The 19,134-nt window shown below is 74.2% G+C and carries 21 protein-coding genes; 7 read left to right on the forward strand and 14 right to left on the reverse strand.

The annotated features are described in order from the left end of the window. The first annotated feature begins 2 nt into the window (after positions 1-2). The 3 genes from CCE02nite_RS15150 to CCE02nite_RS15160 all read left to right on the forward strand — a co-directional run bounded on the left by CCE02nite_RS15150 (position 3) and on the right by CCE02nite_RS15160 (position 1,872). Positions 3-254 (forward strand): hypothetical protein, encoded by a 252-nt coding sequence (locus CCE02nite_RS15150; RefSeq protein WP_141390450.1) that lies wholly within the window; start codon positions 3-5, stop codon positions 252-254. A 107-nt stretch (positions 255-361) separates the two neighbouring features. Continuing rightward, positions 362-955 carry a carboxymuconolactone decarboxylase family protein gene (locus CCE02nite_RS15155; RefSeq protein ID WP_141390452.1) on the forward strand — a complete coding sequence of 198 codons (594 nt, stop codon included), beginning with the start codon at positions 362-364 and terminating at the stop codon, positions 953-955. Continuing rightward, positions 952-1,872: an RNA polymerase sigma-70 factor gene (locus CCE02nite_RS15160; protein ID WP_170227334.1), complete on the forward strand. Its 921-nt coding sequence runs from the start codon at positions 952-954 to the stop codon at positions 1,870-1,872. Before CCE02nite_RS15155 ends, CCE02nite_RS15160 begins: the two co-directional genes overlap by 4 nt. Here the strand turns inward: CCE02nite_RS15160 and CCE02nite_RS15165 are convergent. Then, positions 1,859-2,077, reverse strand: a complete 219-nt coding sequence (locus CCE02nite_RS15165; RefSeq protein WP_141390453.1) for an SCO4848 family membrane protein — start codon at positions 2,075-2,077, stop codon at positions 1,859-1,861. The genes CCE02nite_RS15160 and CCE02nite_RS15165 overlap by 14 nt on opposite strands. 170 nt (positions 2,078-2,247) lie before the next feature. Between CCE02nite_RS15165 and CCE02nite_RS15170 the strand changes: the two genes are divergently transcribed. Further along, on the forward strand, positions 2,248-3,078 hold the full coding sequence (locus CCE02nite_RS15170; protein ID WP_141390455.1) for a siderophore-interacting protein: 831 nt from the start codon (positions 2,248-2,250) through the stop codon (positions 3,076-3,078). Between the two features lie 69 nt (positions 3,079-3,147). On the opposite strand, the gene CCE02nite_RS15175 is transcribed toward CCE02nite_RS15170, so the two are convergent. Together CCE02nite_RS15175 and CCE02nite_RS15180 are read right to left on the reverse strand one after the other, a co-directional pair. Then, a complete protein-coding gene (locus tag CCE02nite_RS15175; protein ID WP_141390456.1) occupies positions 3,148-4,257 on the reverse strand; it encodes a fatty acid desaturase family protein in 1,110 nt (369 codons plus the stop codon). A 153-nt stretch (positions 4,258-4,410) separates the two neighbouring features. Continuing rightward, positions 4,411-5,364, reverse strand: coding sequence for a helix-turn-helix domain-containing protein (locus CCE02nite_RS15180; RefSeq protein WP_141390457.1), 954 nt, complete (start codon positions 5,362-5,364; stop codon positions 4,411-4,413). A 90-nt stretch (positions 5,365-5,454) separates the two neighbouring features. Between CCE02nite_RS15180 and CCE02nite_RS15185 the strand changes: the two genes are divergently transcribed. Continuing rightward, positions 5,455-5,853 (forward strand): hypothetical protein, encoded by a 399-nt coding sequence (locus CCE02nite_RS15185; RefSeq protein WP_141390459.1) that lies wholly within the window; start codon positions 5,455-5,457, stop codon positions 5,851-5,853. A 78-nt stretch (positions 5,854-5,931) separates the two neighbouring features. On the opposite strand, the gene mqo is transcribed toward CCE02nite_RS15185, so the two are convergent. The 4 genes from mqo to CCE02nite_RS15205 form a co-directional block, all read right to left on the reverse strand. Further along, positions 5,932-7,452 (reverse strand): malate dehydrogenase (quinone), encoded by a 1,521-nt coding sequence (gene mqo, locus CCE02nite_RS15190; protein WP_141390460.1) that lies wholly within the window; start codon positions 7,450-7,452, stop codon positions 5,932-5,934. Between the two features lie 599 nt (positions 7,453-8,051). Continuing rightward, positions 8,052-8,870, reverse strand: a complete 819-nt coding sequence (locus tag CCE02nite_RS15195; RefSeq protein ID WP_170227335.1) for a maleylpyruvate isomerase family mycothiol-dependent enzyme — start codon at positions 8,868-8,870, stop codon at positions 8,052-8,054. Continuing rightward, positions 8,867-9,556 carry a pyridoxine/pyridoxamine 5'-phosphate oxidase gene (locus CCE02nite_RS15200; protein WP_141390464.1) on the reverse strand — a complete coding sequence of 230 codons (690 nt, stop codon included), beginning with the start codon at positions 9,554-9,556 and terminating at the stop codon, positions 8,867-8,869. Before CCE02nite_RS15200 ends, CCE02nite_RS15195 begins: the two co-directional genes overlap by 4 nt. Then, positions 9,553-10,128 (reverse strand): TetR/AcrR family transcriptional regulator, encoded by a 576-nt coding sequence (locus tag CCE02nite_RS15205; RefSeq protein ID WP_170227336.1) that lies wholly within the window; start codon positions 10,126-10,128, stop codon positions 9,553-9,555. Before CCE02nite_RS15205 ends, CCE02nite_RS15200 begins: the two co-directional genes overlap by 4 nt. Before the next feature lie 94 nt (positions 10,129-10,222). On the opposite strand from CCE02nite_RS15205, the gene CCE02nite_RS15210 reads away from it, so the two are divergent. Then, positions 10,223-11,650, forward strand: coding sequence for an MFS transporter (locus CCE02nite_RS15210; protein ID WP_141390467.1), 1,428 nt, complete (start codon positions 10,223-10,225; stop codon positions 11,648-11,650). A gap of 14 nt (positions 11,651-11,664) precedes the next feature. On the opposite strand, the gene CCE02nite_RS15215 is transcribed toward CCE02nite_RS15210, so the two are convergent. Further along, on the reverse strand, positions 11,665-12,843 hold the full coding sequence (locus CCE02nite_RS15215; RefSeq protein WP_141390468.1) for an aminopeptidase P family protein: 1,179 nt from the start codon (positions 12,841-12,843) through the stop codon (positions 11,665-11,667). Positions 12,844-12,967: 124 nt separating this feature from the next. On the opposite strand from CCE02nite_RS15215, the gene CCE02nite_RS15220 reads away from it, so the two are divergent. Beyond that, on the forward strand, positions 12,968-13,348 hold the full coding sequence (locus CCE02nite_RS15220) for a cupin domain-containing protein (protein ID WP_141390469.1): 381 nt from the start codon (positions 12,968-12,970) through the stop codon (positions 13,346-13,348). A 79-nt stretch (positions 13,349-13,427) separates the two neighbouring features. On the opposite strand, the gene CCE02nite_RS15225 is transcribed toward CCE02nite_RS15220, so the two are convergent. From CCE02nite_RS15225 to CCE02nite_RS15250, 6 genes are all read right to left on the reverse strand, one after another. Then, on the reverse strand, positions 13,428-14,363 hold the full coding sequence (locus tag CCE02nite_RS15225) for an NADP-dependent oxidoreductase (protein WP_141390471.1): 936 nt from the start codon (positions 14,361-14,363) through the stop codon (positions 13,428-13,430). Between the two features lie 112 nt (positions 14,364-14,475). Next, positions 14,476-14,883: a VOC family protein gene (locus tag CCE02nite_RS15230; protein WP_141390473.1), complete on the reverse strand. Its 408-nt coding sequence runs from the start codon at positions 14,881-14,883 to the stop codon at positions 14,476-14,478. Between the two features lie 128 nt (positions 14,884-15,011). After that, positions 15,012-16,259, reverse strand: coding sequence for an amidohydrolase (locus CCE02nite_RS15235; protein WP_141390474.1), 1,248 nt, complete (start codon positions 16,257-16,259; stop codon positions 15,012-15,014). Beyond that, entirely contained in the window at positions 16,256-17,512 is a 1,257-nt protein-coding gene (locus tag CCE02nite_RS21200; protein ID WP_141390476.1) for a YncE family protein, read from the reverse strand. The genes CCE02nite_RS15235 and CCE02nite_RS21200 overlap by 4 nt, the downstream gene beginning before the upstream one ends. 130 nt (positions 17,513-17,642) lie before the next feature. Further along, positions 17,643-18,398 carry a class I SAM-dependent methyltransferase gene (locus CCE02nite_RS15245; RefSeq protein WP_141390478.1) on the reverse strand — a complete coding sequence of 252 codons (756 nt, stop codon included), beginning with the start codon at positions 18,396-18,398 and terminating at the stop codon, positions 17,643-17,645. A 171-nt stretch (positions 18,399-18,569) separates the two neighbouring features. After that, entirely contained in the window at positions 18,570-19,079 is a 510-nt protein-coding gene (locus CCE02nite_RS15250) for a nitroreductase/quinone reductase family protein (RefSeq protein WP_141390480.1), read from the reverse strand. Positions 19,080-19,134: the final 55 nt, after the last annotated feature.

The following is a 19,134-nucleotide window of genomic DNA, read 5'->3' on the forward strand; positions in this document are numbered from 1 at the left end:
GGATGGCGAGCGACCGTACCCTTCCCGACCCGTTCCCCGACCCGTTCGACCATCAGGTGACCCAGGACGGTCGCGTCCGGGTCGCGCGCGGCGGGCGCGTCGTCGTCACCGTCGCGGGGACCGCGGCCGACCGGCTCGTCACGGCCCTGGAGCGGGCCGAGGCGCGCGACGACGAGGGCGAGGTCCAGCTCCTGCTCGCCCGGGCGACGGGGAACTACCGGCGCGGCAACGAGAAGCGCGCCCACCGACCGTGACGCAGGTCACGCGCGGACATGTCACGCGCGGCCCGCGGCGGGCGTCTGGATGGTCGACCCCGCGCTGGACCGGCGCGCACCGCGCCGGCTGACGGAAGGACACCCTCGTGGCCCGCATCTCGCTCGACCCGCCCCGGACCCTGCTCAACCGCACGCTCGCCACGCTCTCGCGACGCCGGTACGGCGCCGTGCTCGAGCCGCTCGCCGCCGTCGGGCACCACCCGCGCGTCGCGACGACGTACTGCCTCCTCGAGGCGGGCGTCGCACGCTGGCGGACCCTCGACCCGACGCTCTCGGCGCTCGCGGTCATGGCGGCCGCGGTGCGGATCGGCTGCTCGTGGTGCGTCGACTTCGGCTACTGGGAGTCGGAGCACGGCGATGTCGACCCCCGCAAGCTCCACGACGTGCCCGCGTGGCGCGAGAGCGACGCGTACACCGCCGTGGAGCGGCGGGTGCTGGAGTACGCCGAGGCGGCGACCGCGACCCCGCCGACGGTGTCGGACGAGCTCGCGGCCGCGCTGGTCGACGACCTGGGCGAGCCCGCGTTCGTCGAGCTCACGGCGCTGGTCGCGCTGGAGAACCTGCGCAGCCGGATCAACGCCGCCCTCGGCCTGTCGAGCCAGGGCTTCAGCGACCGGTGCGAGGTCCCGCTCGCCGGCGGGCTGCGCGCGGCGGGCGCGGCCGGCAGGCTGGCGAGGTGAGCGAGAGCGCCGGGCACCGACCGTCCGACGACGCGGTGGATCCTCGCGGTCTCGGCCGGGCCCTCGAGCCGTTCACGACGCACCGTCGCCTGCTCTTCACGGTCGCGTACGAGATGACGGGCTCCGCCGCGGACGCCGAGGACGTGGTCCAGGAGGCGTGGTTGCGCTGGTCGTCGGCGGACCGGTCCGGTGTCCTGGACCCGCGCGCGTACCTCGTGCGCGTCACGACGCGCCTCGCGCTCGACCGGTTGCGCGTGCTGCGGAGGCGCCGCGAGACGTACGTGGGGTCATGGCTGCCCGACCCGCTCCTCACGACGCCGGACGCCGCGCTGCAGGTCGAGCGCGCGGAGGACGTGTCGATGGCGCTGCTCGTCGTGCTGGAGACGCTGAGCCCGCTCGAGCGCGCCGTGTTCGTGCTGCGCGAGGTGTTCGACGTCCCCTACGACGAGATCGCCGACGGCCTCGACCGCTCGCCCGAGGCCGTGCGCCAGACCGCGCACCGCGCGCGCGAGCACGTGCGCGCGCGGCGCCCGCGGTTCAGCCAGCCCGACGACGCGCAGCGCGCTGCCGTCGAGCGCTTCATGGCCGCGTGCGCGACGGGTGACACGACCGCGCTCGTCGAGATCCTCGCGCCGGACGTCGTCGTGGTGAGCGACGGCGGTGGCAAGGCGCGCGCGGCCCTGCGGCCCGTGACGGGAGCGGACAAGGTGGCGCGGATGCTCGTGGGTCTCTCGGCGAAGCCCGAGACGACGGCGATGGCCTTCGAGCCCGCACTCGTGAACGGCGCGCTGGGCGGCGTGTGGACCGTCGACGGGGAGCCCGCCATGGCCGCGACCGTCGAGTACGACGGCGAGCGCGTCGTGCGCGTCCTGCTCTTCCGGAACCCCGAGCGGCTGGCCGGGCTCAGACGAGCGTGAGGACGCCGAGCGCCCCGACCGCCAGCGCCAGCACGAGCGAGACCGCGATGAGCACGACGTGCACCGTGAGGAAGCGCGTCGCGCGTCCGGCGGCGTCACGCGAGCGCGGGTCCTTGGCGATGCGCTGGAGGAACCGCGGCCAGATGATCAGGTTCCACGCGGCGGTGACGAGCAGGACGACGGACCAGACGACGGGGAGCTCCACGCCCCGAGCATGACACCGGTCCGCGGTGTCCCGGGACGGAGGCGGGCGCACCGCGTGTGGGATCGACCACATCGACGCCGGCAGCAAGGTGAGGCTAGCCTTGCCTCGGTTCCGCGCTCGCGGGGCCGTCGTCCGCCCGGCACGCCGGGCCGCACTCCGAGGAGCCACCGGTGGCCACCTTCAAGACGGTCAAGCCCGCCGACGCCCACGTCGTCACGCTGAGCGTCGTCGGGAGCAAGCGGGTGAGCCCTCACGTCGTGCGGGTCACGCTCGGTGGGGACGACATGGAGCTCTTCACGCCGATGGGCTTCGACCAGTGGTTCCGGCTCTTCCTGGCCCGGGACGACCAGGACTCCCTGCGCCTGCCGACGCGCACGTCGGGCATGTGGTACGTCCAGTACCTCGCGACGCCCAAGGCGCGTCGGCCCTGGGTCCGCAACTACACGGTGCGCGCGGCACGGCCCGACCTGCGCGAGATCGACGTCGACTTCGTGGTGCACGGCGACGCCGGCCCCGCGTCGTCGTTCGCGCTGTCCGCGCAGCCGGGGGACCGCGTCGGCCTGCTCGACCAGGGGGTCGGCTACAACCCGCGCGTCCCGCACGACTGGACGCTCGTCGTCACCGACGAGACCGGGCTGCCTGCCGTCGCGGGCATCTGCGAGTCGCTGCCCGACGACGCGCGCGGCCTCGCGATCGTCGAGATCCCCGAGGCGGCGGACGCGCAGGACTTCCGCGTGCCGGCGGGTGTCGAGCTCCGCTGGGTCGTGCGCGAGGGTGCGGCGCCCGCGGGCACCGACGCCCACGAGCTCCTGCCCGGGGCACTGGCGCTCGAGGCCGTGCGGTCGGCCGACCTGTCGTCCGGGCCCGTCTACGCGTACGCGGTGGGGGAGTCGGCGCTCGCGACGGGCGTGCGCCGCCACCTCGTCAACGACCGCGGCGTGCCGAAGGCCAACATCGACTTCGTCGGATACTGGCGGCACGGGCACGCCGCGTCGTCCTGACCGTGCCTGCCGCGCGTCGTCGGGCGGGGCCGGGGCCGGAGGGGTGGCCGGGCGAGCGAGCGTCCGCGCTCAGACCCCGCGGAGCTGCTTGAACATCGGGCAGTCGAACGGGTCGCGCGCGGAGAGCCCGACCCGGTTGAGGTACCGCACGACGATGCCGTAGGACTGCACGAGGCTCGTCTCCGTGTACGGCAGGCCGAGGTTCGCGCAGTGCTCGCGCACGATCTCGCGCGCCCGCGCGAGGTGGGGTCGCGGCATGCTCGGGAAGAGGTGGTGCTCGATCTGGAAGTTGAGCCCGCCCATGAGGATGTTCATCCACCAGCCACCGCGGATGTTGCGCGACGTGAGGACCTGCTTCGAGAGGAAGTCGATCTTCGTGTTCTCGGGGATGATCGCCATGCCCTTGTGGTTCGGCGCGAACGACGCGCCCATGTAGACGCCGAACACGGCGAGCTGCACGCCGAGGAAGGCGAACGCCATGCCGAGCGGCAGGAACCAGAAGATCGCGCCCACGTAGAGCGACAGGCGCAGCGTGAGGATCACGAGCTCGACGACCCGGGCCCGGAGGTTGCCGCGCGTCCGGCCGCCCGCGAGGAGCGAGCGGTACGCCTGGACGTGCAGGTTGAGGCCCTCGAGCGTGAGCAGCGGGAAGAACAGCCAGCCCTGGTAGCGGTTGATCACGGCCCGGAAGCCCTTCGCGGCGGCGGCGTCGTCGTCGAGGAAGACGACGACGTCCGGGGCGATGTCCGGGTCCTTGCCGCGCTGGTTGGGGTTCGCGTGGTGGCGTGTGTGCTTGTTCATCCACCACGAGTGGCTGATCCCCACGACGCCGTTCGCGAGGATGCGACCCAGACGGTCGTTCGCCGGGCCGGACGCGAAGACCTGGCGGTGCGACGCCTCGTGCGCGACGAACGCGAACTGCGTGAAGATCAGGCCGAGCGCCCCGGCGATCAGGAGCTGGAACCACGAGTCGCCGAGGAGGACGAACCCGGCGACGGCGCCGCCGAGCGCGAGCGTCAGCACGGCGAGCGTCCACAGGTAGTAGCCGTGCGTGCGGTGAAGCAGTCCGGCGTCGCGCACGGTGCGCGACAGCGCGCTGTACGTGCTGGTCACGGCGCCCGGCTCGTCGGTGCGGGGGCGGGTGGCCCGGAAGCCCGGGCGCACTGCGGCAGAGGTCATGTGTCCTCGCAGGGGTGTCGGTGTCGACTTCCCAGCCGCGGAGGTGAGCGGGTGCTCGTGGTGCAGATGCCCTCACCCTACGGGACCGTAGGTTGCATGCGCGAGGGGGGCGGGTGAAGGAGTCGCGAAGGAGCGCCTCCCGCGCCGTCGAGGTCAGGCGGCGAAGCGGAAGGTCTGGCGGTACTCCGTCGGCGTGATGCCGACGGCGCGCCGGAAGTGGTGGCGCAGGAGCGCCGCCGACCCGAACCCGCAGCGCCGCGCGACCTCCTCGAGGTCCAGCGTCGACTCCTCGAGCAGGGACTGCGCATGCCCCACGCGCTGCGACGTGAGCCACGCGAGCGGCGTCGTCCCGGTCTGGGCGACGAACGAGCGTGCGAACGTGCGCTCCGACGTGTGAGCACGGCGTGCCAGGTCCCGCACCGTGAGCGGCTCGTCGAGGTGCTCGGTCATCCACTCCAGCAGCTCGGCGAACGAGTCCTCCTCGCACTCCGGCACCGGGCGCTCGATGAACTGCCGCTGCCCGCCCTCGCGCTGGGGCGGCACGACCATGCGCCGCGCGATCGTGTTCGCGACCTTCGCCCCGAGCTCGCGCCGCACGAGGTGCAGGCACGCGTCGATCCCCGCGGCGGTCCCGGCGCTCGTGACGAGGTTGCCGTCGTCGACGAACAGCACGTCCGGGTCGATGTCCAGGCTGGGGTACTGGCGGCGCAGCTCGTCGGCGTGCATCCAGTGGGTCGTGACGCGCCGCCCCTCGATCACGCCGGCCGCGGCGAGGAGGAAGACCCCCGAGCACACGCTCAGCAGCAGCGCGCCGCGCTCGGACGCGCGCCGCACCGCGTCCAGCACCTCGGGCGGGTAGTGCGAGCCCATGCGGATCGCGGGGACGACGAGGAGGTCGACGTCGTCCGTCGCGTCGAGCCCGTGGTCCGGGACGACCTGCGCCCCGACCGACGTGCGCACGGGACGCCCGGCGACCGGCCCGCACACGCGGAAGTCGAACGACGGGACGCCGTCCTCGCTGCGGTCGAGGCCGAACACCTCGCACACGACGCCGAACTCGAACGGGGCCAGGCCGTCGCACACGACGGCCGCGACGGAGCGCACCATGCACGGCACGCTACGCCCGTGGCGGGATCTTGTCGAGAGGTGTCGGTCCTGCCACTCGTCGGCGGAGCTCCCCGGCGGAAGGGTGGGGGCATGGACATCTTCTGGGGTGTGATGGTTCTTCTCCTCGTCGTCGGCCCGACCGTCGCGGCGCTCGTGGTGCGGCGTGAGGACCCGGCGCGGCCGTGGTTCCCCGCGGGGTCCGACGGCGCGTGGCCGGGCGGTGGCGCCTGGGGCGACCGGACGGTCCACGGCGAGCGCTGGGACCGCGACGCGCAGCGTCTCGACGCCGACCTGCGGGCGGCGGCCTCGCGCCCGGACGTGCAGGGCGGGCCCGTGGACCCGCACGAGGTCGCCGCCGAGATGGTGCTGCGGCGCGTCGTCCCGAACCCTGCGGTGCGGGACGGTGTTCGCGGGCTCCCGCCGGCTCCCGCGACGCACGCCGAGCCGGCGCCGTCGCGGGCGGGGCGGCGCGTGCGGCTCCCACGCTGACCGGCTCGCGCAGAGTCGGACGACGGCCCGGACCTCGTGGAGGTCCGGGCCGTCGCGGGGGAGGGCGTCAGATCGTGCTCAGGCGCGCGAGCCGACCGCGTCGACGTCCGCGCCACCCGTGAGCTGGTCGAGGCCCTCGAGCTCCTCGGCCTCCCACGGCGCCTGGCCGAGGCTCGGGATCATCGTCGCGAGCTCGGGGCGCCACTTGGTGAAGCGGGCGGGGAAGCAGCGCTCGAGCAGGTCGATCATCGCGGGGACCGCGGTCGACGCGCCCGGGGAGGCGCCGAGCAGGCCCGCGATGGAGCCGTCGCCCGCGGCGATGACCTCGGTGCCGAACTCGAGGACGCCCTTGCCGTCCTCGTCCTTCTTGATCACCTGGACGCGCTGGCCCGCGGTGATGGTCTCCCAGTCCTTGGGGTGCGCCGCCGGCATGAAGCCCTGGAGCGCCGTGAACTTGGTCTCCGGGCTCGCGAGGAGCTGGCCCACCAGGTACTGGGTGAGGTCGAGGTTCTTCAGGCCCGCGCCCACCATCGAGCCGAGGTTGTGCAGGCGCAGCGACGTGAACAGCCCGAGGTACTTGCCCTTCTTGAGGTACTTGGGGCTGAACCCGGCGTACGGGCCGAACATCAGGTAGGTCTTGCCCTCGACGACGCGCGTGTCCAGGTGCGGGACGGACATGGGCGGGGAGCCGACGTCGGCCTTGCCGTACACCTTGGCCTGGTGCTGCGCGACGAGCTCGGGGCTGTCGGTGCGCAGGAACTCGCCGCTGATCGGGAAGCCGCCGTAACCCTTGGCCTCGGGGATGCCCGCGGCCTGGAGCAGCGGCAGCGCGCCGCCGCCCGCGCCGACGAACACGAACCGGGCCTCGACGGTCGAGCGGCGCTTCGGGGCGTTCCACGAGCGGTCCTTGACCGTCAGGCGCCAGCGGCCGTCCTTCGTCTTCTTGAGGTTCTTCACCTCGTGCTCGAGGAAGAGCTGCGTGCCCTGCGCGACGAGGTAGTCGACGAGCTGCTGCGTGAGGGCGCCGAAGTCGACGTCCGTGCCGCTCGTCGCGCGCGTCGCCGCGACCGGCTCGTCGCCGTCGCGCTCCGCGACGAGGAGCGGCGCCCACTCGGCGATCACGGCGGGGTCGTCGCTGAACTCGAGCTCGCTGAACAGCGGGTGCCGGCGTAGCGTCTCGAACCGGCGGCGCAGGTAGTCGACGTTCTCCGCGCCGCGGACGAACGTCATGTGCGGCGTGCGGGAGATGAAGCTCGCGGGCTGCGGGAGGGCGCCCGTCGTCAGCAGGTGGTGCCAGAACTCGCGCGAGACCTCGAACTGCTCGTTGATCTTCACCGCCTTGGTGATGTCGATCGAGCCGTCGGGCTTCTCCGGCGTGTAGTTCAGCTCGCACAGGGCGGCATGACCCGTCCCGGCGTTGTTCCACGGGTTCGACGACTCCTGCGCCACGGCGTCCAGACGCTCGTAGATGCGCACGGTCCAGGAGGGTTCCAGGACCTTGAGGAGAGCTCCCAGCGTGGCACTCATGATGCCACCGCCGATGAGGGCTACGTCGATCTGGTCTGCGCTGCTTGCGGGGTTGCTCGCTCGACTCGACACGCTCCGATTCTACGCTTGTGAAAGAGTGCACTAACTGTGCGGTGCGTCACGGGCGTGCGTCACACTTTCCCGGGACGAACGTCCTGAGCGGCACAGGCGGACGACTCACCCCTCGCGCGGGCCCCTTCTCGCCGAGGGAGAACCCTGGTCCCCAAGGTAGAGCCCTGGCTGGCCGAGGTAGAGCCCTGGTCACGCGAGGTAGAGCCGTGGTTGCGCGAGGTAGAGCCGTGGTTGCGCGAGGTAGAGCCGTGGTTCTTGTGCTCGACGGCGTGTGGTCGCCCTGGGTGGTCGGGGTGGGTGGTGGTGCCGCGTCTACCATCCGCCGCTCGTTCCTCGCGGCTCCCGCCAGGCCCGCCACGACGCGGCACCACCACCCACCCCGCCCGGCGTCGTCCCACCCTGGTCTGCGCTCGCCCGGGGGCACCGCCCGCGGTGTCGGTTCGCCCGCCTCGTCGCCGCCCGTTGCCTGTGGGTTGCCGCTGGGTCGCGCGGTGGGCCTGAGAACCGCCACCGTTCCCCCTCGGCGGACAGGGGCTCTCTCTCGCGTGAAACAGGGCTCCACATCGGCGCACCGAGCCCTCTCTCGCGCGACCAGGGTTCTAGCTCGGCGGGGAGTAGGGCGAGGGCCAGGGGCCGACCTGGGGGAGGGGCGTGGGTTCGCCGGCGCGGAAGGCGTCGGGCTCCCTGTTGGGGGTGCGGCCTGCCAGCCAGGCGGCGACGTCGGTCAGCCGACCTCGGACGACGACACCGGCTCGCGCGTCGAACCCGGGGTCGCTCCCCACGGCGGACTTCTCGTGGGGAGAGTCCCCGGGTTCGGCAGCGAGGCGAAGGCCGTCCGGGCCGACCCTGAGCCGGGTGGGCTCGGCGGGGAGCTCGACCACGACGTCGTCCGTGAGCCGGACCCCGAGGAAGTCGAGGAGGTGGAGTCCGAGCGTGCGCGGCCAGGTGTCGAGGCCGAGACCGGCGTCGAGGTCGACGGCGTGGATGCGGACCTCGCGCCACCACGCGACGAGCGCGTCCACGACGGTTCCGTCGCGGTAGGTGACGCGGGCGCTCCAGCCCGGCGACCCGGCGGCGGGCCAGGCGGCGTCGAGACGCTCGGCGAGCGACTCGAGCGCGGTCACGTGGTCCGTGACCGACCGTCTCGCGCCCGCCTGGATGCCGGCCTCGCGGCCGGCCGCTCCGCCGTCGTAGACCTCGACGAGCTCGCCGTGCGCGGCGAGCTCCGCCTGGCGCGCCATCGCCTCGCCGATCGCCGTGACGTGCGCGAGCACGTGGCTGCGCGACCAGCCGGGCAGCGCGGACGGGCCCGCGAGGCCGGCGTCGTCGAGGTCACGTGTCGCGACGGTGACGGCGTCGAGCGCCGCGCGCGCGTCGCGACGCACCTCCTCGACGTCCGGCGCGGTGGGGTCGGTCACGGCCACAGGAGCTCCTTCGTCCAGGGGAGAGGGGTCGCGGCGCCCGCGTCGGGCGCCGCGGTGTAGCGCAGACGCACCTGGCCGTCCGGCGAGGAGGCCCAGAACTCGACGCTCGTGGGCTCGAGCGCGTACGCGGTCCAGGTGTCGAGGACGACGTCGGGCTCAGCACGGACCCGTGCGAGCGCGGCGTCCCACGCGGTCCGGTAGGCGTCCCGTGAAGCGAGCGGGGCGCTCTGCGACCCGGCGAGCGCGGTGGCGCGGGAGAAGTCGGAGCGGGCGAGGAAGTCGGCGGCGGACGCCTCGGGACCGAGCGGGACGACCGGCCCGCGCACCCGGACCTGGCGACCGTGCTCGCGCCAGAGGAACGTCAGGGCGGCGTTCGGGTTCTGCGCGAGAGCCGCGCCCTTGGGCGAGTCGGCGCGCGTGGCGAAGACCCAGCCGTCGCCGTCGACGTCCTTGAGGATCAGCGTCCGCGCGTCGACCCGACCGGACGCGTCGGCGGTCGAGAGGGTCGCGGCGTGCGGCGCGGGCAGGCCCGCGTCGATCGCCTCTCCGAGCCAGCGGACGAACAGCACGCTCGGCTCGTCGGGTGCCGCGCCGACGTCGAGGCCGGGTAGGTCGGTGCCGAGCACCGGCAGCGCGCGCAGCCGCTCGCGCAGGGACGGGCGGTCGGGGGTGTCGGTCATGCGTCCTCCAGCGTGCCGGCGGGTCGGGGGTCGAGGAGTGCGACGAACCCCCGCGCGGCGGCGTTCATCGCGTCCGCGTCGTCGAGGGCGCGCGCGAGGACGTACCCGCCCTGCACGATCGCGACGGCGGCGAGCGCACGGTCGCGGGCCGCGCCGTCGGCCATCCCGTCCTCGACGAGGACAGCGGTGGCCAGGTCGACGAGGCCGCGGAAGTAGGCGCGGACCTCCATGGCGAGAGCGGCGTCGTCCATGACGGCCTGGTCGCTCACGAGGCGACCCACCTTGCACCCGGCGAGCGCGGGGCGTGGCCGCTCGAGGTAGCGGACGAGGCGCTCGACGGCGGACCCGCCGGCGTCGAGGTCGCGGTGCGCGGCCTCGAGGCCCGCGGTCGTCGTGGCGTGCACCGCGGCCGCGGCGAGGTCGTGCTTGGTGGGGAAGTGGTGGTAGAGGCTGCCCTGGCCGACGCCGCTCGTGGCGAGGACCTGGCGCGGGCTCGTCGCGCCGACGCCCTGGGCCCAGAACAGGTCCTGCGCGGCCGCGACGAGCCGCTCTCGGGCGTCGGTCGAGGTCATGCAGCCACCGTACCTACCTCTAGGTATGGTGTCGAGCCGTCGTGCTGCGGGCCACCCTGCGTCACACCTCGCCGTGCCGCTCGGTCGGGACGGCATGAGAGTCGAGTCGTACGGTGGGTCGGTGACGGTGCAGCAGCGTGTGCTGGTGGTCGCGGTCCTCGCGTCGTTCGTGTCGTTCCTGGACGGCTCGGTGGTCAACGTCGCGCTGCCCGCGATCTCCGCAGAGCTGACGACCGGGCCGGTCACCGGCCTGGCGCTGCAGCAGTGGGTCGTCGACGCCTACATGATCACGCTCGGCGCGCTCATCCTCCTGGCGGGCTCGCTGTCCGACGTCCACGGCCGGCGCCGCATCATGGCGATCGGCCTCGTCGGCTTCGCGGTGACGTCGGTCGCGTGCGCGCTCGCACCCGACGGGCTGTTCCTCGTCGTCGCGCGCGGGCTCCAGGGCGTCGCGGGCGCGCTGCTCGTGCCGAGCTCGCTCGCCATGATCATCTCGACGTTCGACGGCGAACGGCAGTCCCGCGCGATCGGCTCCTGGACCGCGTGGACCAGCACCGCGTCGCTCGTCGGGCCGCTGCTCGGCGGCATCCTCATCGACACGATCTCGTGGCGCTGGGTGTTCTGGATCAACGTGCTTCCCGTCGCGGTGACGCTGTGGCTGCTGCGCGGGGTGCCCCGGTCCGCCGCGGAGGAGCCGGGGGCCGGGACGACCCGCCGCATCGACGTCGCCGGGGCGACGCTCGCGGCGGTCGGGCTCGCGGGCACCGTGTTCGCGCTCATCGAGCAGGGCCGGTTCGGCTGGGCGAGTCCCGTCGTGTGGGGGCCGTGCGTCGTCGGCGTCGCGTGCCTCGTCGTGTTCGTGTGGTGGGAGCGGCGCGCACCCGACCCCATGCTCCCGCCGCGGCTCTTCCGGGTGCGCAACTTCGCGTGGGGCAACCTCGCGACCGCCGCCATCTACGGCGCGCTCTACTTCGGCGGGTTCGTCGTGACGCTGTTCCTCCAGCAGGTCGGCGGGTACAGCGCGACCGCCGCCGGGCTCGCGCAGCTCCCCGTGACGCTCGTGCTCCTCGCGCTGTCCACGCGGTTCGGGGCGCTCGCCGGCCGCTACGGCCCGCGCCTGTTCATGACGCTCGGGCCGATCGTCGGAGGCGCGGGCTACCTGCTCCTGCTCACGACGACGGACGACGCCGTGTACGTCACCCAGGTCCTGCCGGGCCTCGTGCTCTTCGGCCTCGGCCTGGCGATGACCGTCGCCCCGCTCACGTCCGCGATCCTCGGCTCGATCCCCGCGTCGGACGCCGGCATCGGCTCGGCGGTGAACAACGCCGTGTCCCGTGTCGCGGGCCTGGTCGTCATCGCGTTCGCCGGCGTCATCGTCGGTGGCGTGCTCGACCTCGACGGCTTCCACCGCTCGCTCGTGGTCACCGCCGCGCTGCTCGTCCTGGGCGGCGTGCTGAGCTGGGTCGGCATCCGCAACGAGAAGGTGCGCGCGACCGCGGACGCCGTCTCCGACGACCGCTGAACGACCCGCGCCGCCTACCGCACCGTCTGGAGGTCGTGCGTCGAGGTGTTGAGGCGGCGCGCGCCGTCGGGCGCGTCGGGCGGGAACGCGACGACGATGTCCTCGATCCGCACGCCGAACCGTCCGGGCAGGTAGATGCCCGGCTCGACGGAGAAGCACATACCGGGCTCGATCGGGCGGTCCTCGCCCTCCACCATGTACGGCGGCTCGTGGGTCGTGGTGCCGATGCCGTGCCCGGTGCGGTGCACGAAGTACTCGCCGTAGCCCGCGTCGGTGATGACCGCGCGTGCGGCGCGGTCGACGTCCTGGCACGTCGCGCCCGGGCGCACGGCATCGACCCCGGCCTGCTGGGCGCGCCGCACGACGTCGTAGACCTCGCGCTGCTGGGCCGCCAGCGCGCCGTCGGTGCCGCCCTCGACGAGCACCGTGCGCGTCGTGTCCGACCCGTAGCCGTCGCGCAGCCCGCCGAAGTCGAGCACTACCAGGTCGCCCGGTTCGATGACGCGGTCGCCCGCGTCGTGGTGCGGGTCGGCGCCGTTCGGCCCCGCGCACACGAGCGTGAAGTCGACCTGCTCGTGCCCGTGCTCGCGCAGGAACCGGTCGAGGTCGGCGGCGACGTCCCGCTCCCGCCGGCCCGCGAACGCGACCTCGCGGACCTGGACGAAGGCCGCGTCGGCGGCGGCGCCCGCCGCGGCGAGGCGCTCGACTTCCTGCGCGTCCTTGACGGCGCGCAGCGTCGGCACGGCGTCGGTGAACGCGGCGAACCGCGCGTCCGGGAGCGCGCGCTGCAGCCCGAGCACGTGCAGCGCCCATGTCGAGTCCGAGACGGCGTACGTGCCCGCCCGGTCGAGCAGGCGTGCCGCGGCGTCGTGCTCGTCGTCGCCGTCGCGCCAGGTCACGACGTCGAGCCCGTCCGCGCCCGGTGCGGAGACCAGGTCGCCGCGCTCGAGCAGCGGTACGACGACGGACGCGCCGCCCCCTGCGTCCGGCCCGCCCGCGGGGATCGCGAGCAGCGTGAGGCGCTCGGTGTCCGGCGGCGCGTAGCCGGTGAAGTAGGCGAGATCGGGCCCGGGTGAGACGAGCAGCCCTGCCAGGCCGGCCGCGCGGGCGTGCGCGGCGCCGCGCTCACGGCGGGCGGCGTAGACCTCGGGGCCGAACGCGGCCCCCGGGCGTGCGGCGTCGGTGCTGCTCATGGTGACAGCGTGGCACCGCTCACCCGCGGGATCGACCCGAACGGCCCGACGTCGACCCGCTGAAGGTCGATCTCGGACCTGCGGGTCGACCTCGCGCCGCGCAGGGGAGTGGCAGGGTGGGCACATGACCGACGTGCACAACCTCTTCGCCGCCCTCGACGCGTTCGACGGGCACTGGCAGCCCCACCGGGTGGCGACCCTCAACGACGAGGACCTCAAGGTCGTCAAGGTGCTCGGCGAGTTCGTCTGGCACACCCACCCCGAGACCGACGAGCTGTTCCTCGTGCTCGCGGGCGAGCTGACGATCGACGTGCGCGAGGACGGCGTCGAGCGGGCGGTCGTGCTGGGTCCGCACGACCTGTTCGTCGTGCCGCGCGGCGTCGAGCACCGACCGCGGGCCGTCGTCGAGACCTCCGCGGTGCTCGTCGAGCGCCGGGGGACGGTGAACACGGGGGACGCAGGCGGCGACCTCACGTCGCCGTTGCGCGAGCTGCCGGGCGCCTGACGACGACGAGACCGACGCGAGCGTCCGAGACCGACCCTCGGTGGGTCGATCTGGGCACGCTCGGGTCGGTCTGGCGGGGTCAGACCCGGACGACGATCTTGCCGCGCACGTGGCCCGACTGGCTCGCGCGGTGCGCGTCGGCGGCGTCGGCGAGGTCGAACACCTCCGCGACCTCGGGACGGAGAAGGCCCTCGTCGCCGAGGCGCGCGAGCTCCGCGAGGTCCGCCGCGTCGGGGCGCACCCACACGTAGTGCCCGCCGAGCTCGTCGCGCGCGCGGGCGTCCGTGATCGAGGCGACCGTGCCGCCGTCGCGCAGCACCTGGGGCGCCGAGTCGATCGCGTCGCCGCCCACGTAGTCGAGGACGACGTCGACGCCCTCCGGCGCGAGCGCCCGGACCCGGTCCGCGAGCCCGTCGCCGTAGGTCACCGGCTCGGCGCCGAGCGAGCGCAGGAAGTCGTGGTTGCGCTCCGACGCCGTGCCGATCACGCGCGCGCCGAGCGCCCGCGCGACCTGGACGGCGAACGACCCGACGCCGCCGGCCGCGGCGTGCACGAGCACCGTCTGCCCCTCGGTGACCCCCGTGCGCCGGATCGTCTGGTACGCCGTGAGGCCGGCGAGCGGGACGGCGGCCGCCTCCTCGAACGACCACGCCGCGGGCTTGCGCGCGAGCGTGCGGACCGGCGCCGCGACGAGCTCCGCGAACGTCCCGCCCGACACCTCGCCGCCGACGACGTCCTTGCGCACGTACCCGTAGACCTCGTCGCCCACCTGGAGCTCGGGGGTGTCCAGGCCGACGCGCTCGACGACGCCCGCGACGTCCCAGCCGGGGACGACGGGGAAGACCGCGTCCATGATCTGGTCGAGGTAGCCCTCGCGGACCTTCCAGTCCACCGGGTTGACGCTCGCGGCGCGCACACGCACGAGCACGGAGTCGGGCCCGACCTTGGGGGTCGGGAGGTCGGTCGTCTCGAGGACGTCGGGGCCGCCGTAACGGGAGTAGGTGATGGCTCGCATGACGGCGGCAACGGCACGCGCGCCCTCTCGATTCCCGGCCCGCCGCAGGAGAGGCGCGGCTCACACCGATGCACCGCTGCGGCGCACGCCCTCCCACCGTCTCTCGGGGCGGTCAGCCCTCGAACGCCGTCGGGTCCATGAAGAGGACCTCCCACTGGTGGCCGTCGAGGTCGGCGAAGCTCCGCGAGTACATGAAGCCGCCCTCCTCCTGCGGGTCCTTGACCGCGGTGGCGCCCGCGGCGAACGCCGCGTCGGCGAGGCGGTCGACCTCGGCGCGGCTGTCGACGCTCAGCGCGTTGACGACCTCGGTCGTCGCGGTCGCGTCGGCGACGGACTTGTTCGTGAACTGCTTCGCGAACTCCTCGGTGAGGAGCATGACGTAGATCGTGTCGCTGATGACGATCGAGGACGCGTTCTCGTCCGTGAACTGCTCGTTCACGGTGTACCCGAGCGCCGTGTAGAAGTCCTTGGAGGCGTCGAGGTCCTTGACGGGCAGGTTGACGAAGATCTGCGTGCTCATGAGTGCGCCTCCGGCGTCGTGGGCGGTTCGCCCGGTACGTGGTGTCGTGGGGGTAGACGACCGGTGCCTCGCGAACTCATCGCCCGGCCGCGCACGCGTCGCGGCCGGGCGACGGAGCGCCGGGGGCCTCAGACGAGCACGTCGCCGTCGCGCGCGACGACCCGGCCGCCGGCGACGACGAGCGCGCGGCGCGGGGCACGCACGACGGCGTCGGGCACGTTCTCGGCGTCGACGAGCACGACGTCCGCGGGCGCGCCGACGACGAGGTCGTGCACGGCGCGGCCGACGAACCGGGCGGCGTCGGACGACGCGATGCGTGCGGCGGTGACGAGCTCCTCGTCGTAGCGGAACCGGGACAGGCGCGCGAGCTGCGTCGCGAGGGCGAGGAGGTCCCCGGTCCCGTACGGCGACCACAGGTCGCGGATCCCGTCCGTGCCGAGGCCGACCGCGACGCCCGCGGCGCGCAGCGCGTGCACCGGCAGGGGCGCGGCGCCGATCGGCGCGACGGTCGTCATGGTGATGCCGGCCTCGCCCATCGCAGCGACGAGGTCCGCCTGGCGCGACGCCGGGACGTCGCCGACCGCGAAGCCGTGCGCGACGTTGACCTTGCCCTGGAGCCCGGCGCGCAGCGTGCGGTCGATCATGAGCTCGACCTGGAACGCGCCGAGGTCGCCGCCGTCGTGCAGGTGCACGTCGATGCCGACGCCGCGGCGCTCGGCGATCGCGAAGAGCCCGTCGAGCTGGCCGACCGGGTCGCGGTCGATCGACGCGGGGTCGAGCCCGCCGACGTGCTCGGCCCCCGCGGCGGCGGCCGCGTCGAGCAGGTCGAGGACGCCGGGCCGGCGCAGCACGCCGTCCTGCGGGAACGCGACGATCTCGGCGTGCACGGCGCCGCCGAGCGCGGCGAGCGCCTCGCGCACGACCTCGATGCCGCGCAGCCCCAGGCCGAGGTCGACGTCCACGTGGGTGCGGATCGCCGTCGTGCCGTGGCGCACGAGCTCGCGCAGCACGGCGAGGGTGACGTCGACGCCGGGGATGCCGAGCTCGTCGCGGTGCGCGCGCTCGTGCGCGATGCGGCCCTGCGTGGTCGCCTCGCCGCCGTAGCTGACCCACGGCTTGCCCCACCAGCTCTTGTCGACGTGCGCGTGGGCGTTGACGAGGCCGGGCAGCGCGAGCAGGCCCCGTCCGTCGACGACGCCGCTCGCGTCGTCCGTCGGCGAGCCGGCCGGCGTGCCCGACGGCGCCGCGACGGCGGGGTCGTGCGGCGTCACCGCGGCGATGCGCCCCTCGGCGACGTGCAGGTCGACCCGCTCGCCGCCCCAGGGGCGCACGTCGCGCAGGACGGTGACGGTCTCGGGGGTGCTCGGGCTGGTCATGCGGCGGGTCCTTCCGGGAGCGGGACGACGACCTGGGGCCGTCCGGGGATCTGGATCTCGTAGGTGTCGAGCGTGCCGAGGTCGACGACCGTCGCGCCGTCCCACGCCTCGGCCTGCGTGTAGCCGCCGGCGAGCACCGCGCTCAGGCCTCCGGTCGCGGGGTCGGTCCACGTGGTCGCGGTCTCGTGCCGGCGCGTGAGCGGCGCGACCTGCTCGGTCCCGGTCGCGGGGTCGAGCACCGTCACGTTCGGCCCGCCCGCGGCGTTGCCGAACGGGCCGTTGCCCACGACGACCAGGCGGTCGTCCGGAGCGCGCGCGACGCCGTGCTGGTGGCTGTCGGCCGCGGAGGGCACGCTCGTCGTCGTGCCGGTAGCCGGGTCGAGGCGGACCAGCACGCGGCCCTGGTAGGGGAGCAGGAGGGAGCCGTCGTCGTCGAGCACGGCGTAGTGCGGCTTCTCGAACGACGCGAGCCCGCCCTCGGTGCCGAAGGGGGCGACCTCGATGCGCCGCGCGTCGAAGGTCGTGGTGTCGACGACGTGGACGGAGAAGTCGTCGTGGTCGACCGTGTAGACCTCGCTGCCGTCGGCCGCGACGAGCACGTCGAACGGCCGCAGGCCCACGGGCGTGCTCGCGAGGACCTCGCGCGACGCGACGTCGATCGTCTCGAGCGTCGACGAGTCGCCGCGGTGGACGGCCACGTAGACCCGGGTGCCGTCGGGCGACACGGCGAGGCCCATGCCGCCGCGGCGGTACTCGCCGTACCCGACCCGGGCGGGCGTGTCCCGGTAGGGGATCAGGTCGACGCGCTCGCGCGTCGCGAGATCGACGACCGCGACCCCCGGCGCCGTCGAGACGTACGCGCGCATCGTCGGCGCGTGCACGGCGACGCCCCAGGGCGCTGCCCCGACCTCGACGCGGTCGACGACGGCGCTGCCGTCGCGGATCGTCGGGTCGACGACGGCGAGGCCGTCGGACTCCGCCTCGGTCGCGAGCAGGTAGCGCGCGGGCGCCACCCCCGGCTCCTCGGGAGCTGCAGGCTCGTCCGACGGGTCGGGCGCAGGGACCGGGTCGGGGGACGCGACGCCGGGGGTCGGCGCGGGAGCGGACGGAGCGGCGTCGCCCGCGCTGCCTGGCGAGCAGGCGGCGAGCACTGCGACCACGGCGGTCGTCGCCCATAACGCGACGGCGTGCCGGGTGCGGCGCGTGCGGCGCCTCACGGGTGCGGCGCCACGGGGACGGGAGAGGGGAGCCATCGCAGAATGGTATACCAAGGGTCCGGAGCGCCCTCTCGACCCTGAAGAGGGCGGTCCCACGCCCCGCTGCGGCGTGCGACGGGTTCGTGCCGACGACGTCGATCTCCGGGTCACCGCGCGGGGGTGTGCGCTACGCGGGACCGGCCCCGGGCACCGGTGCGCAGACGATCAGCCAGGACATGTAGTGCTCGACCACGCGTCCCCCGAGATCCGCCACGGCGTCCGCGACCTCGTCGACCTCGCCACGCGTCCAGTCGCTGAACGTGCTGAAGAGTCGGCGCACCTGCTCCGCGTCCAGCTCGACGCTCCAGCGGTACTCGCCGACGTCCTCGACGGTGAAGAGCCCCGAGGCGGTCAGCAGCGGCGTGGTCGCGCCGAGGTCCTCCGGATCCCCGGCGCGAGGGGGCCGGCTCCGTCGCGCGACGATCTGCGCGACCCGGTCACGGAACGCGGTGGGCTCCGCCGTGGGATCGCCGAAGACGTGCCGCCAGACGAGGAACCGCCCCTCGGGTACAAGGGCACGGTGGAGCCGGGGCAGGAGCGAGTCGAGGTCCATCCAGTGGATCGAGGTCGCCGCGACCGCCAGGTCGAACGCGGCTCGGCCGAGCTCGGCCTCCTCGGCGCGGGCGACGACCACCTCTGTCGTCGGGTGCTTGGCCGCGAGCACGGCGGCCAGCTGCGTACCCGGTTCGACAGCGACCACGTCGACTCCCTGCGCGAGCAGCGGCCCGGTCGCCTCTCCGGTGCCCGCGCCGAGGTCGACCGCACGTCGGCCCGGCGCGACCAGTCCTGTCCGACGCACCCGATCCCACAGCGCGGCCGGATACGGCGGACGGGCGGACCCGTACGAGTCTGCGAGCGTGTTGAAGTGCATCGGGTCCGCCATGGTTCGACCATAGGACCGCGGTGGCGGCGCGAGCGGGTCCTGACGGTGGTCAGGTGACGGCAGGCCAGGCCCGTGGTGGTCGTCCGCCCCGCCCCCGGTGCAGCTGCGGGTCCGTGCCGTCGGCGCTGCACGTCGACACTCCCGGCAGGGCGTCGGTCGTGCGCCCCGGGTCTACGCGCGGTCGTCGGCCGACGCCTCGGCGGCCCGCGGCTCCAGCACGACGACTGCCGTCTCTCTCGGGCGCCGCGCGGCGAACCCGTCCAGCGCGTGGTCGAACATGCGCCACCGCTCCCAGAGCCGGGCGCGCTCCGCCCCCTCGGCCGCGCGACCGTGCACGGCGCGCGTCTCGCCGTGCAGCTCGACGGTCGTGTCGGGGTGCGCCTGGAGGTTGAGCCACCACGCCGGCTCGGGCGCGGCCCAGCCGTTCATCGCGAGCGTGACGAGGTTCGGGCCGTCCTCGAAGTACCCGACGATCACGTCGTGCTCGCGGCCGGAGCGGCGCCCGACCGTGCGGAGCAGGAGCGTGCCCCACTTCGCGGGCTGCGGGCGCCACAGGCCGCGCCGGTGCCCGGTGACCCGGTAGTACGCGCGGTGCACGACCCAGGCCGTGCGGACGAACCAGCGCGGCGGGAGCCGGGGCGGGCGCTCGGGGGCGGGAGGTGCGGAGGACGTGTCGGTCATGGTCACCGTCCTGCGTCGGAGGGGAGCCGAGGAACCTCGACGCAGCAACGGTCCC

Origin of the sequence: Cellulosimicrobium cellulans (assembly GCF_006539945.1) — a bacterium.
In the GTDB taxonomy this organism is placed as follows: Bacteria; Actinomycetota; Actinomycetes; order Actinomycetales; family Cellulomonadaceae; genus Cellulosimicrobium; species Cellulosimicrobium cellulans.

What these genes read in the sequence shown, in the direction of transcription:
- CCE02nite_RS15150 (WP_141390450.1), top strand. Translation starts at nt 3, where the DNA reads ATGGCGAGCGACCGTACCCTTCCCGACCCGTTCCCCGACCCGTTCGAC.
- CCE02nite_RS15175 (WP_141390456.1), bottom strand. Translation starts at nt 4,257, where the DNA reads ATGACCTCTGCCGCAGTGCGCCCGGGCTTCCGGGCCACCCGCCCCCGC.
- CCE02nite_RS15180 (WP_141390457.1), bottom strand. Translation starts at nt 5,364, where the DNA reads ATGGTGCGCTCCGTCGCGGCCGTCGTGTGCGACGGCCTGGCCCCGTTC.
- CCE02nite_RS15185 (WP_141390459.1), top strand. Translation starts at nt 5,455, where the DNA reads ATGGACATCTTCTGGGGTGTGATGGTTCTTCTCCTCGTCGTCGGCCCG.
- CCE02nite_RS15200 (WP_141390464.1), bottom strand. Translation starts at nt 9,556, where the DNA reads ATGACCGACACCCCCGACCGCCCGTCCCTGCGCGAGCGGCTGCGCGCG.
- CCE02nite_RS15205 (WP_170227336.1), bottom strand. Translation starts at nt 10,128, where the DNA reads ATGACCTCGACCGACGCCCGAGAGCGGCTCGTCGCGGCCGCGCAGGAC.
- CCE02nite_RS15210 (WP_141390467.1), top strand. Translation starts at nt 10,223, where the DNA reads ATGAGAGTCGAGTCGTACGGTGGGTCGGTGACGGTGCAGCAGCGTGTG.
- CCE02nite_RS15215 (WP_141390468.1), bottom strand. Translation starts at nt 12,843, where the DNA reads ATGAGCAGCACCGACGCCGCACGCCCGGGGGCCGCGTTCGGCCCCGAG.
- CCE02nite_RS15220 (WP_141390469.1), top strand. Translation starts at nt 12,968, where the DNA reads ATGACCGACGTGCACAACCTCTTCGCCGCCCTCGACGCGTTCGACGGG.
- CCE02nite_RS15225 (WP_141390471.1), bottom strand. Translation starts at nt 14,363, where the DNA reads ATGCGAGCCATCACCTACTCCCGTTACGGCGGCCCCGACGTCCTCGAG.
- CCE02nite_RS15230 (WP_141390473.1), bottom strand. Translation starts at nt 14,883, where the DNA reads ATGAGCACGCAGATCTTCGTCAACCTGCCCGTCAAGGACCTCGACGCC.
- CCE02nite_RS15235 (WP_141390474.1), bottom strand. Translation starts at nt 16,259, where the DNA reads ATGACCAGCCCGAGCACCCCCGAGACCGTCACCGTCCTGCGCGACGTG.
- CCE02nite_RS21200 (WP_141390476.1), bottom strand. Translation starts at nt 17,512, where the DNA reads ATGGCTCCCCTCTCCCGTCCCCGTGGCGCCGCACCCGTGAGGCGCCGC.
- CCE02nite_RS15245 (WP_141390478.1), bottom strand. Translation starts at nt 18,398, where the DNA reads ATGGCGGACCCGATGCACTTCAACACGCTCGCAGACTCGTACGGGTCC.
- CCE02nite_RS15250 (WP_141390480.1), bottom strand. Translation starts at nt 19,079, where the DNA reads ATGACCGACACGTCCTCCGCACCTCCCGCCCCCGAGCGCCCGCCCCGG.